The 16522-nt window shown below is 37.3% G+C and carries 13 protein-coding genes and 1 pseudogene; 9 read left to right on the top strand and 5 right to left on the bottom strand.

The window, feature by feature from the left end:
• Positions 1-8 precede the first annotated feature (8 nt).
• On the bottom strand, positions 9-776 hold the full coding sequence (gene murI / locus DYI00_RS02715) for a glutamate racemase (protein ID WP_011577770.1): 768 nt from the start codon (positions 774-776) through the stop codon (positions 9-11).
• 34 nt (positions 777-810) lie between these two features.
• The gene (gene rho, locus DYI00_RS02710) at positions 811-2127 is read right to left on the bottom strand and encodes a transcription termination factor Rho (RefSeq protein WP_011577769.1); all 1317 of its coding nucleotides are present in this window, start codon (positions 2125-2127) and stop codon (positions 811-813) included.
• Positions 2128-2388: 261 nt separating this feature from the next.
• Between rho and rpmE the strand changes: the two genes are divergently transcribed.
• From rpmE to DYI00_RS02685, 5 genes are read left to right on the top strand one after another with little or no spacing between them, the layout of a single operon-like run.
• The gene (gene rpmE, locus DYI00_RS02705) at positions 2389-2592 is read left to right on the top strand and encodes a 50S ribosomal protein L31 (protein ID WP_000715278.1); all 204 of its coding nucleotides are present in this window, start codon (positions 2389-2391) and stop codon (positions 2590-2592) included.
• 24 nt (positions 2593-2616) lie between these two features.
• Positions 2617-3480 carry a 16S rRNA (cytidine(1402)-2'-O)-methyltransferase gene (gene rsmI, locus DYI00_RS02700; protein ID WP_011577768.1) on the top strand — a complete coding sequence of 288 codons (864 nt, stop codon included), beginning with the start codon at positions 2617-2619 and terminating at the stop codon, positions 3478-3480.
• A 12-nt stretch (positions 3481-3492) separates the two neighbouring features.
• A complete protein-coding gene (gene rlmB, locus DYI00_RS02695) occupies positions 3493-4176 on the top strand; it encodes a 23S rRNA (guanosine(2251)-2'-O)-methyltransferase RlmB (RefSeq protein WP_011577767.1) in 684 nt (227 codons plus the stop codon).
• Positions 4177-4187: 11 nt separating this feature from the next.
• Positions 4188-5153, top strand: a complete 966-nt coding sequence (locus DYI00_RS02690; RefSeq protein WP_011577766.1) for a hypothetical protein — start codon at positions 4188-4190, stop codon at positions 5151-5153.
• Positions 5150-5971, top strand: a complete 822-nt coding sequence (locus DYI00_RS02685; protein WP_011577765.1) for a hypothetical protein — start codon at positions 5150-5152, stop codon at positions 5969-5971. The genes DYI00_RS02690 and DYI00_RS02685 overlap by 4 nt, the downstream gene beginning before the upstream one ends.
• 16 nt (positions 5972-5987) lie before the next feature.
• On the opposite strand, the pseudogene DYI00_RS02680 reads toward DYI00_RS02685, so the two are convergent.
• Positions 5988-6342: pseudogene (locus tag DYI00_RS02680) on the bottom strand (hypothetical protein); the annotation flags it as partial.
• 163 nt (positions 6343-6505) lie between these two features.
• Positions 6506-7318: a 3'-5' exonuclease gene (locus DYI00_RS02675; RefSeq protein ID WP_011577762.1), complete on the bottom strand. Its 813-nt coding sequence runs from the start codon at positions 7316-7318 to the stop codon at positions 6506-6508.
• Positions 7319-7452: 134 nt separating this feature from the next.
• On the opposite strand from DYI00_RS02675, the gene feoB reads away from it, so the two are divergent.
• Together feoB and DYI00_RS02665 are read left to right on the top strand one after the other, a co-directional pair.
• Complete coding sequence (feoB, locus tag DYI00_RS02670; protein ID WP_011577761.1) at positions 7453-9381, top strand: ferrous iron transport protein B; 1929 nt, start codon at positions 7453-7455, stop codon at positions 9379-9381.
• Positions 9382-9529: 148 nt separating this feature from the next.
• Positions 9530-11833, top strand: a complete 2304-nt coding sequence (locus tag DYI00_RS02665; RefSeq protein ID WP_011577760.1) for a TonB-dependent receptor family protein — start codon at positions 9530-9532, stop codon at positions 11831-11833.
• Between the two features lie 40 nt (positions 11834-11873).
• Here DYI00_RS02665 and fliP read toward each other — a convergent pair whose 3' ends face one another.
• The gene (gene fliP, locus DYI00_RS02660) at positions 11874-12569 is read right to left on the bottom strand and encodes a flagellar type III secretion system pore protein FliP (RefSeq protein WP_370447428.1); all 696 of its coding nucleotides are present in this window, start codon (positions 12567-12569) and stop codon (positions 11874-11876) included.
• A 146-nt stretch (positions 12570-12715) separates the two neighbouring features.
• Between fliP and glmU the strand changes: the two genes are divergently transcribed.
• The gene (gene glmU / locus DYI00_RS02650; protein ID WP_011577758.1) at positions 12716-14017 is read left to right on the top strand and encodes a bifunctional UDP-N-acetylglucosamine diphosphorylase/glucosamine-1-phosphate N-acetyltransferase GlmU; all 1302 of its coding nucleotides are present in this window, start codon (positions 12716-12718) and stop codon (positions 14015-14017) included.
• Between the two features lie 97 nt (positions 14018-14114).
• Entirely contained in the window at positions 14115-16481 is a 2367-nt protein-coding gene (locus DYI00_RS02645) for a ribonucleoside-diphosphate reductase subunit alpha (RefSeq protein WP_011577757.1), read from the top strand.
• The last annotated feature ends 41 nt before the right edge of the window (positions 16482-16522 follow it).

Here is a 16522-nt window from a genome sequence, read left to right as displayed (position 1 = left end):
AGATCCTTTTACAATTTGAGCCATTCTTTAGCTTGTTGTTCTAGCCAGATCACATCGCCACTCGCATGAAATTCTATTTTAGGGAATGCATAGACATTTTTCTTAAGGGCGTATTTTTGTTGCAAATATTCTACAATAGCATCGCCAGAGTGGATGAGTAGGGGGGGCGTTGAAAGGGCAAAATGCTCCACAAAATAGCTCTCAATTTTTTGAGCGATTAAGGGAAAATGCGTGCAACCTAGAATAATTACTTCAGGAAAAATCTTTAATGGGGCGAAATAATAACGCATGCAAGTTTCTAGCAATTCGCCCTCTAAAACATTTTCTTCAATCAAAGGCACAAAAAGAGAAGTGGCTAAATGCGAAACATTCAAATAGCCTTGTTGTTTTAGGGCGTTATCATAAGCGCTAGATCGGATAGTCGCTTTTGTCCCTAGCACTAAAATAGGGGTGTTTTTATCTTTAACATGTTGTTTGATTGCTAAAATACTTGGTTCAATCACGCCCACAATAGGGATTTTGGAATGCTTTTGCATTGTTTCTAAAGCCAAAGCGCTCGCCGTGTTGCATGCCACAATCAACAATTCAATCTCATGGGGTTTGAAAAAATCCAAAGCTTCTAAGCTAAATTGCTTGATCGTGGCGGAGTCTTTGGTGCCATAAGGCACTCTAGCGCTATCGCCATAATAGATGATTTCATCAAATAATTGTGCTTTTAAAAGGCTTTTTAAAACGCTAAACCCCCCCACACCGCTATCAAAAACGCCTATTTTCATGACACTATTTTTAATGGGATTTTAATGAGAGATTTTATTTTTCGTTCATTAAATTTAAAAATTCTTCGTTGTCTTTAGTTTGTTGCATTTTAGAATACACAAAGCTTAAAGCTTCCACATCATCCATTTGTTGCATCACATTTCTTAAGACCCACACTTTAGTCAAGCGGTCTTTTCCAAGTAAGATATTATCCTTTCGTGTGCCGGATTTTAAAATATCAAAGGCCGGATAAATGCGCCTGTCTGCAATATTTCTCGCTAAAACAATTTCGCTATTCCCAGTGCCTTTAAATTCTTCAAAAATCACCTCATCCATTCTTGAACCCGTTTCAATCAACGCAGTAGCGATAATCGTTAAACTCCCACCCTCTTCAATATTCCTTGCGGCTCCAAAAAAGCGCTTGGGTCTGTGTAAAGCGTTTGCATCCACGCCCCCACTTAAGACCTTACCGCTTGAAGGCGTTACAGCGTTATAGGCTCTTGCTAAACGAGTGATAGAATCTAATAAAACCACCACATCTTTGCCCATTTCCACTCGTCTTTTAGCTCTTTCTAAAACCAATTCAGCGATTCTTATGTGGTTGTTTGCGGGCAAATCAAAAGTGGAGCTAAAAACTTGACCTTTAACGCTTCGTTGCATATCTGTTACTTCTTCAGGGCGCTCATCCACTAAAAGGATAATCAATTCCACTTCAGGGTGGTTAGAAGTGATGCCTTGAGCGAGTTCTTTCATAAGCTCCGTTTTCCCAGTTCTTGGTGGCGCGACGATCAAAGCCCTTTGACCCTTACCCACAGGGCTAAATAAATCCAACATCCTACCGGTAACTTTAGTGGGTTCGTATTCTAATTTGATTTGTTCATCAGGGAATAGGGGGGTTAGGTTGTCAAACAAAGGGCGATTTTTAATCTCATCTAAAGGCAAATAATTGATAGCTTCTATTTTTAAAAGAGCGTAGTATTTTTCTTGGTCTTTTGGGGAGCGCACTTGACCGGTAACAATATCGCCATTCCTTAAAGCAAAGCGTCTGATTTGAGAAGGGCTAACATAAGTGTCATTATGCCCATCTGAAAAACTCCCATCAAACCCCCTTAAAAAGCCATAACCATCGGACATGATTTCTAAAATCCCAGTAAAAAGAATGTATCCGCCTTGCGTAACTTGGGTTTTTAAAATTTCAAATATCAAGTCTTGCCGCTTGAATTCTTGGGGGTTTTCTACTTTGAGCTTGTTAGCGATTTCTAAAAGCTTTTCGGTAGGGTAAGTGCGTAAATCTTCAATGTGATAACCGCTCACTGGCGTGTGCGTTTTGACTTTGTGCGAACTTTTATGCGTAGGCGCGTTTTCGTTCATTAAATTTCCTTTTATTTAATTAAAAAGAGATTTCTAGTTGTTTCAATTAAGATGAATACAAAAAGCAAAATAAGGCAAAAAATAGTGTAACCAACAAGATATTAACCAATAGCGTATGCCATTAAAGTGTTGGATTCTATAATCACTATGCTATCATAAGTTTTTTAACAAAGCAAATTTTATTTTTAACTTTTAAGAGCGTTTGATTTGTGATGACTTATGCTATAATCCCAAGTTTAAATCTAAAAAAAGGACATTTGAATGAAAAAAGGCATTCACCCAGAATATATCCCATGCAAAGTCACTTGCGTAACGAGCGGAAAAGAGATTGAAGTTTTAAGCACTAAACCTGAAATGCGTATTGATATTTCTAGTTTTTGCCACCCTTTCTATACCGGTAGCGATAAAATCGCTGACACTGCAGGGAGAGTAGAGAAATTTAAGCAACGCTACAATTTGAAGTAACTCTTTTAAAAAGCGTGGTTTTTTGTGCTGTATTTTTTGCCCACTCCTATAGGTAATCTCGCTGACATTACGCTACGTACCTTAGAAGTTCTAGAGCGTTGCGAGATTTTTTTGTGTGAGGATACAAGGGTGAGCAAGAGGCTGTTGCACTTGCTCGCACAAAACCCTATTATTGGTCATTCTTTCCCTAATATCGCTACTAAAAAAAGGGAATTTATCGCTTTCCATTCGCACAATGACCAAGAGTTTTTAAGTCAAATAGAGCTTTCTTTTTTTGACAAAGAAATCGCTGTGATGAGTGATGCGGGCATGCCAAGCTTGAGTGATCCATGCATGAGTTTAGTCGCTTACGCTTTAAAGCATAATATCCAATACGATGTGTTGCCTGGGGCTAGTGCACTCACTACGGCGTTTTGTGCGAGCGGGTTTTTAGAAGGGTGCTTTTTTTACGCCGGTTTTTTGCCTCATAAGAGTAAGGAAAGGCGCTTAAGAATTGCTAAGATTTTAAACGCTTTAGCGTATTTGGAGGAAAAAACCCCAGTGGTTTTTTATGAAAGTCCGCACCGGTTGTTAGAGACTTTAAAGGATTTAAACGATTTGGCTAGTGGCATGCATTTGTTTGCGGCTAAGGAGCTTACCAAACTCCACCAGCACTATTATTTAGGAGAAATTTCTCAAATAATGACGCAGTTACAAAAGAATAATATCCAAGGGGAGTGGGTTTTAGTGCTTTTGAATGAGAAAAAAATAGAGCCTTGTATGGGGCTATCGGCGTTATTAGAGTTGGATTTGCCTCCTAAAATTAAGACTAAAATTGAAGCCACTATGACACAACAAAACGCTAAAGAGCTTTATAGCCAGCGTTTGTTAGAAGAAAAAAATCAATAAAAGGGGTTTAGTATGCAAGCAGTGATTTATGGCAAACAGGTGGTTATGCATATTCTAAACTCTCATCAAGAAAAGTTGCAAGAAATCTATCTTTCTAAAGAAATAGACAAGAAACTTTTTTTCGCACTCAAAAAAGCATGCCCAAACATCATTAAAGTGGATAATAAAAAAGCGCAAAGCTTGGCTAAGGGGGGGAATCATCAAGGGATTTTAGCTAGAGTGGAATTGCCCATAGCCATTTCTTTAAAAGAGATTAAAAAAGCTCAAAAACTTTTAGTGCTTTGCAGTATTACGGATGTGGGGAATATTGGGGGTATTTTTAGGAGCGCGTATTGCTTGGGTATGGATGGCGTTATTTTAGATTTTGCTAAAGAATTGGCTTATGAGGGGATTGTGCGATCGAGCTTGGGGCTTATGTATGATTTGCCTTTTAGCGTCGTGCCTAACACGCTGGATTTAATCAATGAGTTAAAAACGAGTGGGTTTTTGTGTTTAGGTGCGAACATGCAAGGCTCTAGCCCAAAAGAATATTTAGCCTTAAAAAAATGCGCTCTTTTTTTAGGGAGCGAGCATGAGGGGTTGTCTAAAAAAATTCTTGCTAAAATGGATACGATATTAAGTATAAAAATGCGGCGCGATTTTGACTCGCTCAATGTGAGTGTGGCAGCAGGGATCTTAATGGATAAAATCAACTAGGTGGTCAATGAATGGAACAGAATAAAAAAAGTTTAGAAAATTTAGATCTTTCTGATGTTCAAAAAAACTCTAAAGACATTTCTGGTGTGGCTTTAGAAGAATTATCTCTTAAGACTTTGGATAAAAATTTGCAAATTTTAAGAGAGATTGGGGTGCAAGAAATTTGCAAGGCGACTAAAATCGCTTCTAAAAACATCCATTCTATTTTAGAAAAACGCTATGAGTCTTTATCAAGGGTGCATGCTAAAGGCTTTATACAGATTTTAGAGCGCGAATACAAGCTTGATTTGAGTGCATGGATGAAAGAATTTGATAAGGTGTGCGTGTTTAAAGAGGGTGTGAGCGAAGAGCAAGATAAAGAAACAGACCCTGAAGAAACAACCAAAAACCCTTTGAAAGTTGAATTGGATTATAGCATCAATCAGGCTAACACTTCATTGTCCAAAAAATCTTCCAAATGGAAACCCTTTGTTTTAGTTTTAGGGGTGATTATCATTGTTTTAGCGGTTGTTATCATTCAAAACAGCTCTTCTTTAAAAGAAGGAAGAGAGCAAGAAGAATCCGTCCCATCCAACGCCAAAGATCATTCTTTTAATGAAACAAATCCTAAAAAAGAGGGCGAGTTAGAGCCAACGCCTAATCCAGAAGAAAAACAAGAAAAACAAAAAGAACAAGAAAAAGAAGCCATTAAAGAAACGCTCGATACGATTAATATCACGCCTAAAAAAGATATTTGGGTAGAGGTGATTGATTTAGATGAGAAGAAAAATTCCTTTCAAAAGATCTTAAAAAAGAGTTTTCCTTTAGAAACCAAAAACCACCGCTTGTTATTGCGATTCGGGCATGGGTATCTCACTCTTAAGAATAACAATCAAGAGCAAGACTATAACGATAGCAAAACCAAACGATTTTTATACGAGCCAGCCAAAGGTTTGACCCTCATCAATGAGTCTCAATACAAAGCATTCCAGCGATGAAAAATCTTTTTTTAGCTTTTATTGTTGGGGGGGTATTCTTGAACGCTGATGCTTTAGATGATAAGATTGAAAATCTAATGGGGGAGCGATCCTATCATATCAATAAGCATTTTTTGGAGCATTTGTTTAAAAATCGTAAGGATTTCTATCAAATGGGACGTTTGGATTCCTTAAAATTGCTCAACACTCTAAAAGAGAATGGGCTTTTATCGTTTAATTTTGACAAGCCAAGCATCCTAAAAATCATTTTCAAGGCTTCAAGCAACCCTTTAGCGTTTGCTAAAAGTATCAATAATTCTTTGAGCATGATGGGGTATTCGTATGTTTTGCCCATTAAAATGCAAAGTTCTTCGGACGAGAATATTTTTTCATACGAGCTTAAAACGGAATATGTTTTAGACCCTAACATTTTGATAGAGACGATGAAAGGGCATGGCTTTAATTTTGTGGATATTAGGCGCATATCCTTGAAAGAGTGGGAATACGACTTTACCTTACAAGAAATCAAGCTCCCTAACGCAAGAGCTTTGATTTTGAATAGCGATCCTGTGGAATTTAAGGAAGCGAGTGGGAAATACTGGCTTAGCATGAATCAAAAGGCGTATTTAAAAATAAGCTCCAACAACCCTTTGTGGCAACCAAAAATCATTTTTTATGATGAAAATTTAAAAATCATTCAAATCATTGCTAAAGAAAACAGACAACAAAAAATCGCTCTTAATTTGCTCAATGGCGTGCGTTTTATCCAAATCACTGACGCAAAAAACCCTATCATTTTAAAAAATGGGATCAGCGTGGTTTTTGATGCGATGCCATGAGTAGGGGCACTAACCCTTATCCCACTTGATTGAGATTTGAAAAGAGATAAATTATCTTGCTAATAGCTTTCACCCAATATTTACCAAAAAAAATCTTTTGTATCACACAGCCTATTGATAGTGCCACCCCCCCTATAAATGCACTAGTAAAGCGCCAAGCAATAGTGAAGCACCACTAACAATAGAAATTCCAAAGCGCGTTTTAAAGATTTTACCCTTTTTGCCAAATGCCATGTCTGCTACAAACGACCCACCAAAAGAAATCAAAAAAACCAAATCAAATGTTCAAGCATCAATAACCAATCGCTTTCGCTATTTCTAGTAGCCGCTACAATGACAAGAAACGAGAAAAAATACACGCTTGCAGATGCAAGCGGTGCTTCTTGGCGTGGTTTTTGAGATGAGTAGGGGTAACTTCTTAGCACACAAGCCATACAAAATATCCACTTTTTAAGATTTTAATTAAATATGGTTTTATGTTTGATTATAAAAATTGAAGCTTTTAAATGCGTTTAATTAGGTTATTGTGAAATCTCAAACAAACTCCCTAATTTCTTTTTCTAAAGCGTTAATAAACACGCTCGAATAAGATTTTTCCTTGGGGAATTTTTCTAAAAAATCGCTCAGTAACCCAAGGTATTGCTCTTTATTTAAAGCCCCTTTCAACACTTCGTATTTTAAAAAAAGCCAATAAGTGTTAAGCACATCGCTTTGACAATAGCTATCAATAGTGTCTTTTTTCTCTTTTTGGCTTAAATCAGAGTTATGATAAATCGTATGCACTAAATCCCCACTCACATCAAATTTACCAGGAATATTCATCATGGAGCAAATACCATTCAAATTCAAACCCCTAACCGTTCCATAATGGCTCAAGCTATCCATTAAATCCAAATGAAACTGCTCGCTATAACGGTGGCGGTAATTTTCCCACTTATTTTCTTGATTATAAAAGGCGTCTAAAGTTAAATTGTATTTAAGGGCTTTAAGCGTGAGTAGGGGCATATCAAAGCCTCTGCCATTAAAACTAATCAGGCGTGGCTGCTTTTCGTTAAAATATTTAAAAAAGTCTTCTAAAAGCTCTTTTTCGCTTATAAAACCCTCTTTATTTTCGTGTTTTTGACCAAAATTCCCCACTTTGATAAACTTCCCATAATCATCGCCGATGACCGCTGCAATAGAAATGACTTCATGCAAATAAAGGGGTAAAAACTCGCTCCCACTCTTTTCTTTTTGCTTTTCAAAACTCAATTCACAGATTTTTAAATCATCATCTTCTTTTAATTCAAAATGCTCTTTGCACAATTCTACGCTAGGAATAGTTTCTATATCAAACACGCACAACACACACGCCCCTTTAAAAAATTTGTCAATCTTGTTTTATTATAATAATTAATCTTATAGTGCTATAATGCTAATTTCTAATAGGAAAACTATATAACAAAAAAATTAAAGAAACTTTAATGGAGAATAAATTCAAAATGAAAGAAATCACCATCGCTCTTGTAGGTCAGCCTAATGTAGGGAAATCATCTCTCATCAACGCCTTAAGCAACGCCCATTTGAAAGTGGGGAATTTTGCCGGGGTTACCGTGGATAAAATGGAAGTGAGCTTAGTCCATAAAGAGCATCAAATCACTATCATTGATTTACCTGGTACTTACGCGCTCAATGACTTCACTACTGAAGAAAAGGTGACTAAAGATTTTTTAGAAAAAGGGCAATACGATCTCATTCTTAATGTGGTAGATTCCACCAATTTAGAGCGCAATTTAGCCTTAAGTACACAATTATTAGACACGAATCAAAAAATGCTGCTCGCGCTTAACATGTGGGATGAGGCACAAAAAGAAGGCATCAAGATTGATACAGAAAGGCTTTCTAAAGAATTGGGGGTTGTATGTGTGCCTACGAGTGCAAGATCTAAAGAAGATCGCTTGAATACAGGGCGTTTATTGGATGAAATTGTCAAACTTTATTCTCAAAATACTACCAATAATGAAATCATAAAAGTCCAATCTCAAAGCTTTAAAGAGTCTTTAAAATACAGCCAGAGCGCTCAAAGAATCGCTAAATTAGTGATCAGTGAAAACAAACAAAATGCGAGTTTTGAGCACACTTACAAGATTGACAAGATTTTGATGCATAGGCGTTATGGGATTTTCATTTTTTTAGGGTTTATGTTTGTCATTTTTTCTTTGAGTTTTTTGATAGGAGGGGAGTTGCAAAAAGTGCTAGAAGAGGGGTTTAATTTTTTAAGCGATAGCGTTAAAGAGCATGTGGCTAATGAAGATTTAGCGTCTTTAATCGGCGATGGCATTATTGGGGGAGTGGGGGCGACGGTTTCATTCTTGCCGTTGATTGTGGTGCTGTATTTTGGGATTTCTTTACTAGAAACGACGGGTTATATGAGTAGGGTGGCGTTTTTATTGGATGGAATCTTGCATAAATTCGGCTTGCATGGGAAAAGCTTTATCCCTTTAATCACCGGTTTTGGCTGCTCTGTGCCAGCTTACATGGCAACAAGGACTTTGCAAAATTATAACGAACGATTGATCACGCTTTTTGTGATTGGGTTTATGAGTTGCTCAGCAAGGTTGCCTATTTATGTGTTATTTGTAGGGTCGTTTTTCCCCTCTTCAAGTGCGGGATTTGTGCTGTTTTGCATTTATATTTTGGGGGCGGTTGTGGCGCTAGTGATGGCCAAATTACTCAAACTAAGCGTGTTTAAAGGGCAGACAGAATCATTTATTATGGAAATGCCTAAATACCGCCTCCCAAGCACTAGAATGATTTATTTTAGTATCTATACCAAATCGCTTTCTTATCTCAAAAAGGCTGGGACTTATATTTTAATGGGGGCGGTTTTAATCTGGTTTATGTCTCAATACCCTAAAAGCGATGCGGCGATGAAAGTTTATAAGCAAGAAAGCTTATTGGTGGATAAAAATACCGCTCTTTCAAGCGAAGCTAAAGAAGAAAAACTAAAAGAATTAAAAATAGGATTGGAAAAAAAGAATCTAGAGAATAGCGTTGTGGGGAAAGCAGGGGTGCATTTAGAGAAAATCTTTAGCCCTATGGATTTTGATTGGCGTTTGAGCGTCTCGCTTGTAACAGGGTTTATGGCTAAAGAGGTGGTGGTTTCCACTTTGGGGGTGTTATTTTCTTTAGAGGATCAAGATGAAAAATCTAACGCTTTTAGAGAGATCTTAAGAAAAGAAGTCAGTGTGCCTAGTGGGATCGCGTTTATCGTGTTTGTGATGTTTTATATCCCTTGTTTTGCAGCGACCATTACTTTTGGTAGGGAAGCTGGGGGAATAAAGTTTGTAGCGTATTTATTCATCTTTACAACCGTTGTGGCGTATTTCTTTTCATTGATAGCTTTTTATGCAACTAAAATCTTTTTTTAAAGGAATTCAAATAAAAGCTTGATTTTAATCAAGCGATAACCCTTTAATTTAAATGGCAATGATTTCAAAAATTTAAGCTGAATATAATAATAGTTATTATAAGCTTTACCTTGTTTTAAAGAGTAACATTTTTTATAAAGGTTAGCAAATGAAAAGAATATTAGTCTCTCTAGCTGTTTTGAGTCATGGCGTGCATGCTGTAGAAACTCATAATCTAGAAAGAGTAGAAGCTTCAGGGAGAGCCAACAATGAAGAAGCGCCTTTAAGTTGGAGAAGCAAAGAAGTTAGAAACTATATGGGATCTCGCACGGTTATTTCTAACAAACAACTCACTGAAGGTGCGAATCAAAGCATTGAAGAAGCCTTGCAAAATGTGCCAGGCGTGCATATTAGAAACGCTACAGGTATTGGAGCTGTGCCTAGCTTTTCTGTTAGAGGTTTTGGTGGGGGGAGTTCAGGGCATTCTAATACAGGAATGATTTTAGTGAATGGGATCCCTGTTTATGTCGCTCCCTATGTTGATATTGGCATGCCTATTTTCCCTGTAACCTTTCAATCTGTGGATAGAATCAGTGTGACTAAGGGTGGGGAGAGCGTGCGTTATGGTCCTAATGTTTTTGGCGGCGTGATTAATGTGATCACTAAAGGCATTCCTACCAAGTGGGATAGTCAAGCGAGTGAGAGAGCCACTTTTTGGGGCAAGTCTGAAAATGGAGGGTTTTTCAATCAAAATTCTAAAAACCTTGATAAAAGCTTAGCCAATAACATGCTTTTTGACACCTATTTAAAAACAGGGGGTATGATGAATAAGCATTTTGGAATTCAGGCTCAAGCGAATTGGATCAAAGGGCAAGGGTTTAGATACAACAGCCCTACAAATATTCAAAATTACATTCTAGATTCGTTGTATCAAATCAATGATAGCAATAAAATCACCGCTTTTTTTCAATACTATAATTATTTTATGGCAGATCCGGGATCTTTAGGTATAGCTGCTTATAATCAAAATCGTTTTCAAAACAACCGCCCTAATAACAATAAAAGCGGAAGAGCGAAGCGATGGGGGGCTGTGTATCAAAACTTTTTTGGGGACACGGATAAAATAGGGGGGGATTTCACTTTTAGTTACTATGGGCATGACATGTCAAGGGATTTTCAATTTGATTCTAATTTTTTGAATGTCAATACTAATCCTAAATTAGGTCCTGTTTATACGGATCAAAATTATCCAGGATTTTTTATCTTTGATCATTTAAGGCGCTATATTATGAATGCATTTGAACCTAATTTAAACTTAGTTGTCAATACTAATAAAGTTAAGCAAACTTTTAATGTGGGCATGCGTTTTATGACAATGGATATGTATTTTAGATTGGATCAAAGCACATGTGAAAAAGCAAATATTATTGATGGCGTGTGTCATATGCCCCCTTTTGTCCTTTCTAAAACACCTACTAACAATCAAGAAATGTTTAATAACTATACAGCGGTATGGTTGAGCGATAAAATAGAACTTTTTAATTCTAAATTAGTGCTGACTCCAGGGCTTAGATACACTTTCTTAAATTACAATAATAGAGAGCCAGAAAAGGACGATTTTTCTGTATGGAAGACTACAAAACAGCGTCAAAATGAATGGAGCCCGGCCTTTAGTATTGGCTATAAACCTGTGGAAAATTGGATATGGTATGCAAATTATCGCCGTAGTTTTATCCCCCCACAACATAAAATGGTAGGCATTTTTAGGACTAATTACAATCAAATTTTTAATGAAATTGAAGTGGGGCAACGCTATAGTTATAAAAATCTATTGAGCTTTAACACCAATTATTTTGTGATTTTTGCTAATCGTTATTATGCGGGAGGCTATAGCCCACAGCCTATTAATGCTAGGAGTCAAGGGGTGGAATTAGAATTGTATTACGCACCGATTAGGGGTTTGCAATTTCATGTAGCTTACACTTATATTGATGCGCGCATCACTTCTAACGCTGATGATATTACTTATTATTTTACAGGCATTGTCAATAAACCCTTTGACATTAAAGGGAAGCGTTTGCCTTATGTGAGCCCTAACCAATTTATATTTGACATGATGTATACTTACAAGTACACGACTTTTGGCATTAGTAGCTATTTTTATAGTCGTGCTTATAGTTCTATGCTTAATCAAGCTAAAAGCCAAACCGTGTGCCTGCCCTTAAACCCAAAATATACAGGGGGGTTGGAGTATGGTTGTAATTCAGTGGGGTTATTGCCTTGGTATTTTGTGTTGAATGTTCAAGTAAGCTCAGTTTTATGGCAAAGCGGTAGGCATAAAATCACAGGGAGTTTGCAAATCAATAACCTTTTTAACATGAAGTATTATTTTAGGGGAATTGGCACAAGCCCTACAGGAAGAGAGCCTGCACCAGGGAGATCTGTTACAGCGTATTTGAATTATGAATTTTAAATCCCTTTCAAGCCATTTTTTGGCTTGAATGTTTTTAACGCTACACCATTTTAAAACTCGCTACTAAATTTTCGGTCAATAAATTAAACCCATCTACTAAAATAAACACTAAAATTTTAAAAGGTAAAGAAATCATTACAGGCGGGAGCATCATCATACCCATCGCCATTAAAATAGAGCTTATGACCATATCAATCACTAAAAAAGGCAAGTAGAGTAAAAAGCCGATTTGGAACGCTGTTTTCAATTCGCTTATCATAAACGCTGGGATTAAAACGCTCAAACTCACATCATCAGGGGTTTTGGGGTTAGGCAGTTGTCTGATCCTAAAAAAAAGGGCTAGATCCTTTTCTCGTGTGTTTTTAAGCATGAATTCTTTAAAAGGCAAAGCGCTTTTTTCAAACGCTTCTGTGTAAGAAATCTTTTTATCCATATAGGGTTTGATCCCTATATCATAAGCTTTTTTCAAGCTAGGCTCCATGATGAAAAAAGTCAATATCAAAGAGAGTGAGACAAGAATTTGAGTGGGTGGGGTTTGTTGCGTGCCTAAAGCGGTTCTTAAAAAAGAAAACACCACAATCAAACGAGTGAAACTCGTCATCACTAAGATTAACGATGGGGCTAAAACTAAAAGCGTGAGTAAAGCAATGACATTAAGGGTGGTTACGAGTTGTTTAGGATCATTGGGAGCGTTTAAAGAGAGATTGACACTAGGTAGTGTGTTATCAGTGCTCATTAAAGGACAAATAAGAGCAAATATCAAAAAAATGATTTTTAAAAAACGCAAAATTCTAGCCTTAAATCTTTGATGAAAAACAAGTTAAATTATAAGATAAGGCATGTTAAAATTCCCTAAAATAACCCCTAAATTGAAGGATTTTAATGCTTTCTGTGATCATACTAGCCGCTGGTAAAGGCACTCGCATGCACTCTAGCCTGCCTAAGACTTTACACACTCTTTGTGGGGAGCCTATGTTATTTTATATTTTAGAAACGGCTTTTTCAATCAGTAACGATGTGCATCTTATCTTACACCACCAACAAGAACGCATTAAAGAAGCGGTGTTGGAGCGTTTTAAGGGAGTGGTTTTTCACACTCAAATCGTGGAAAAATATTCAGGAACGGGTGGGGCTATCATGCAAGAAGACAAAACGCCTATTCTTACCAAACATGAGCGGATTTTAATCTTGAATGCAGACATGCCCTTAATCACTAAAGACGCTCTCACCCCCTTATTAAAAAGCCACAATAACGCCATAGGTTTACTGCATTTGGCTGATCCTAAAGGTTATGGGCGTGTTATTTTAGAAAACCATCAAGTCAGAAAGATTGTAGAAGAAAAGGACGCTAATGATGAAGAAAAAGCCATTAAAAGCGTGAATGCTGGCGTGTATTTGTTTGAAAGAAAGTTTTTAGAAAAATATTTACCCAAACTCCATAACCAAAACGCCCAAAAAGAATACTACCTCACGGATTTAACCGCTTTTGGTATCAATGAAAATGAAAAAATTGATGCCATTTTCTTAGAAGAAGAGTTTTTTTTAGGGGTGAATTGCCAAACAGAAAGGGCGAAGGCTGAAGAAATCATGCTAGAAAGGTTACGCAAAAACGCTATGGATTTAGGGGTAGTGATGCAATTACCCAAGAGTATTTACTTAGAAAAAGGCGTGAGTTTTAAGGGGGAGTGTGTTTTAGAGCAAGGGGTACGTTTGAGTGGGACTTGTTTGATAGAAAATGCACACATTAAAGCTTATAGCGTTATAGAAGAGAGCCAAATTGTTAATAGCAGTGTGGGACCATTTGCCCATGCACGCCCTAAAAGCACGATTTGTGATAGCCATGTGGGGAATTTTGTAGAGACGAAAAACGCTAAACTTCAAGGCACTAAAGCAGGGCATTTGAGCTATTTAGGGGATTGTGAGATAGGAAAAAACACAAATGTAGGGGCTGGCGTGATCACTTGCAATTACGATGGCAAAAAGAAACACCAAACGATCATTGGTGAAAATGTCTTTATAGGGAGCGATAGTCAGCTAGTCGCCCCTGTAACTATTGGCTCTAATGTTTTAATTGGCAGTGGCACAACCATCACCAAAGACATTCCTAGCGGTTTTTTAAGCCTTTCACGCACCCCTCAAACTAACATTGAAAATGGGTATTTTAAGTTTTTTAAGAAGTCATAAAACAAGAAATCTTAAGGCGTAGTTTTTTTTAAGCACTTTGTTATTATAATTCCGAATTTAAAAAACAAACGATTTAATTCAAATTTAAGGATAAGTTTTGATTACAGTAGTTAAACGAAATGGGCGCATTGAGCCTTTGGACATTACAAAAATCCAAAAATACACTAAAGACGCTACGGACAATTTAGAGGGCGTGAGCCAAAGTGAGCTGGAAGTGGATGCAAGGTTGCAATTTAGAGACAAGATTACTACTGAAGAAATCCAACAAACTTTGATTAAAACCGCTGTGGATAAGATAGATATTGACACGCCTAATTGGAGCTTTGTCGCCTCAAGACTTTTTTTATATGATTTATATCATAAAGTGAGCGGTTTTACAGGATATAGGCATTTGAAAGAGTATTTTGAAAACGCTGAAGAAAAGGGCCGTATCCTTAAGGGCTTTAAGGAAAAATTTGATTTGGAGTTTTTAAATAGCCAGATCAAGCCTGAAAGGGATTTTCAATTCAATTACTTGGGGATTAAAACCTTGTATGATCGCTATTTGTTGAAAGATGCCAACAATTACCCTATTGAATTACCTCAGCATATGTTTATGAGTATTGCGATGTTTTTAGCGCAAAACGAACAAGAACCTAATAAAATCGCTTTGGAATTTTATGAAGTCTTAAGCAAATTTGAAGCGATGTGTGCGACCCCCACTTTAGCGAACGCTCGCACCACCAAGCACCAGCTAAGCTCATGCTATATTGGCAGCACACCGGATAATATTGAAGGGATTTTTGATAGCTATAAGGAAATGGCGTTGTTATCCAAATACGGTGGGGGGATTGGTTGGGATTTTTCTTTGGTGCGCTCTATTGGGAGTTATATTGATGGGTATAAAAATGCGAGCGCTGGCACGATCCCCTTTTTAAAAATCGCTAATGATGTGGCGATTGCGGTTGATCAATTAGGCACACGAAAGGGTGCGATTGCGGTGTATTTGGAAATCTGGCACATTGATGTGATGGAGTTCATTGATTTAAGAAAAAATAGTGGCGATGAAAGAAGAAGAGCGCATGATTTATTTCCGGCTCTTTGGGTGTGTGATTTGTTCATGAAAAGGGTTTTAGAAGATGCGATATGGACTTTGTTTGACCCTTATGAGTGTAAGGATCTCTCTGAACTTTATGGGCAAGAGTTTGAAAAACGCTACTTAGAGTATGAAAAAGATCCTAAAATCATTAAAGAATACATTAACGCTAAAGATTTATGGAAAAAAATCTTAATGAATTATTTTGAAGCCGGCTTGCCTTTCTTGGCTTTTAAAGACAACGCTAATCGGTGCAATCCAAACGCCCATACAGGTATTATTAGATCAAGCAATCTATGCACGGAGATCTTTCAAAATACCGCACCCAACCACTATTACATGCAAATAGAATACACCGATGGCACTATGGATTTTTTTGAAGAAAAGCAGTTGGTAACCACAGATAGTAATATCACTAAATGCGCTAACAAGCTCACCAGCACGGATATTCTTAAAGGCAAACAAATCTATATCGCTACTAAAATCGCCAAAGATGGGCAAACGGCGGTGTGCAATTTAGCGAGTATCAATTTAAGCAAGATCAACACTGAAGAAGACATTAAAAGAGTCGTGCCGATTATGGTCAGGCTATTAGATAATGTGATTGATTTGAATTTTTATCCTAACCGCAAAGTCAAAGCCACCAATTTGCAAAATAGAGCCATAGGGTTAGGGGTTATGGGTGAAGCGCAAATGCTTGCAGAACATAAAATCGCTTGGGGGTCTAAAGAGCATTTAGAAAAAATTGACGCTTTAATGGAGCAAATCAGCTACCATGCGATTGATACGAGCGTGAATCTAGCGAAAGAAAAAGGGGTTTATAAGGACTTTGAAAATTCAGAATGGAGTAAGGGGATTTTCCCTATTGATAAAGCGAATAAAGAAGCCTTAAAGCTCACCGAAAAAGGGCTTTTTAATTACGCTTGCGATTGGCAGGGTTTGAGGGAAAAAGTCAAAACTTTTGGCATGCGTAATGGCTATTTAATGGCGATCGCTCCTACTAGCTCTATTTCTATTTTAGTAGGCACAACCCAAACAATTGAACCTATTTATAAGAAAAAATGGTTTGAAGAAAATTTGAGCGGGCTTATTCCAGTCGTTGTGCCTAATTTAAGCGTAGAAACTTGGAATTTTTACACATCAGCCTATGATATTGACGCTAAAGATTTGATCAGAGCGGCAGCCGTGCGCCAAAAATGGATCGATCAAGGGCAAAGCATTAATGTGTTTTTACGCGTAGAAAACGCTAGCGGTAAAACCTTGCATGAAATCTACACGCTCGCTTGGAAATTAGGGTTAAAATCCACTTATTATTTGCGTAGCGAAAGCCCTAGCATTGATGAAAAAAGTGTGTTGGATCGCTCGGTAGAATGCCATAATTGCCAATGATATAAGCTTAAATAAGCTAATCTTTTGCTAACATAAGATTA

Source organism: Helicobacter acinonychis (assembly GCF_900461455.1).
Taxonomy (GTDB): domain Bacteria; phylum Campylobacterota; class Campylobacteria; order Campylobacterales; family Helicobacteraceae; genus Helicobacter; species Helicobacter acinonychis.
Note: the sequence above shows the minus strand (reverse complement) of the source record. Positions and strands in the feature narration are given on the sequence as shown.

Excerpts from the sequence above, each read along its gene's own strand:
- DYI00_RS02665 (WP_011577760.1), top strand. The coding sequence starts at position 9,530 with ATGAAAAGAATATTAGTCTCTCTAGCTGTTTTGAGTCATGGCGTGCAT.
- fliP (WP_370447428.1), bottom strand. The coding sequence starts at position 12,569 with ATGAGCACTGATAACACACTACCTAGTGTCAATCTCTCTTTAAACGCT.
- DYI00_RS02685 (WP_011577765.1), top strand. The coding sequence starts at position 5,150 with ATGAAAAATCTTTTTTTAGCTTTTATTGTTGGGGGGGTATTCTTGAAC.
- rho (WP_011577769.1), bottom strand. The coding sequence starts at position 2,127 with ATGAACGAAAACGCGCCTACGCATAAAAGTTCGCACAAAGTCAAAACG.
- feoB (WP_011577761.1), top strand. The coding sequence starts at position 7,453 with ATGAAAGAAATCACCATCGCTCTTGTAGGTCAGCCTAATGTAGGGAAA.
- DYI00_RS02690 (WP_011577766.1), top strand. The coding sequence starts at position 4,188 with ATGGAACAGAATAAAAAAAGTTTAGAAAATTTAGATCTTTCTGATGTT.
- murI (WP_011577770.1), bottom strand. The coding sequence starts at position 776 with ATGAAAATAGGCGTTTTTGATAGCGGTGTGGGGGGGTTTAGCGTTTTA.
- glmU (WP_011577758.1), top strand. The coding sequence starts at position 12,716 with ATGCTTTCTGTGATCATACTAGCCGCTGGTAAAGGCACTCGCATGCAC.
- rlmB (WP_011577767.1), top strand. The coding sequence starts at position 3,493 with ATGCAAGCAGTGATTTATGGCAAACAGGTGGTTATGCATATTCTAAAC.
- rpmE (WP_000715278.1), top strand. The coding sequence starts at position 2,389 with ATGAAAAAAGGCATTCACCCAGAATATATCCCATGCAAAGTCACTTGC.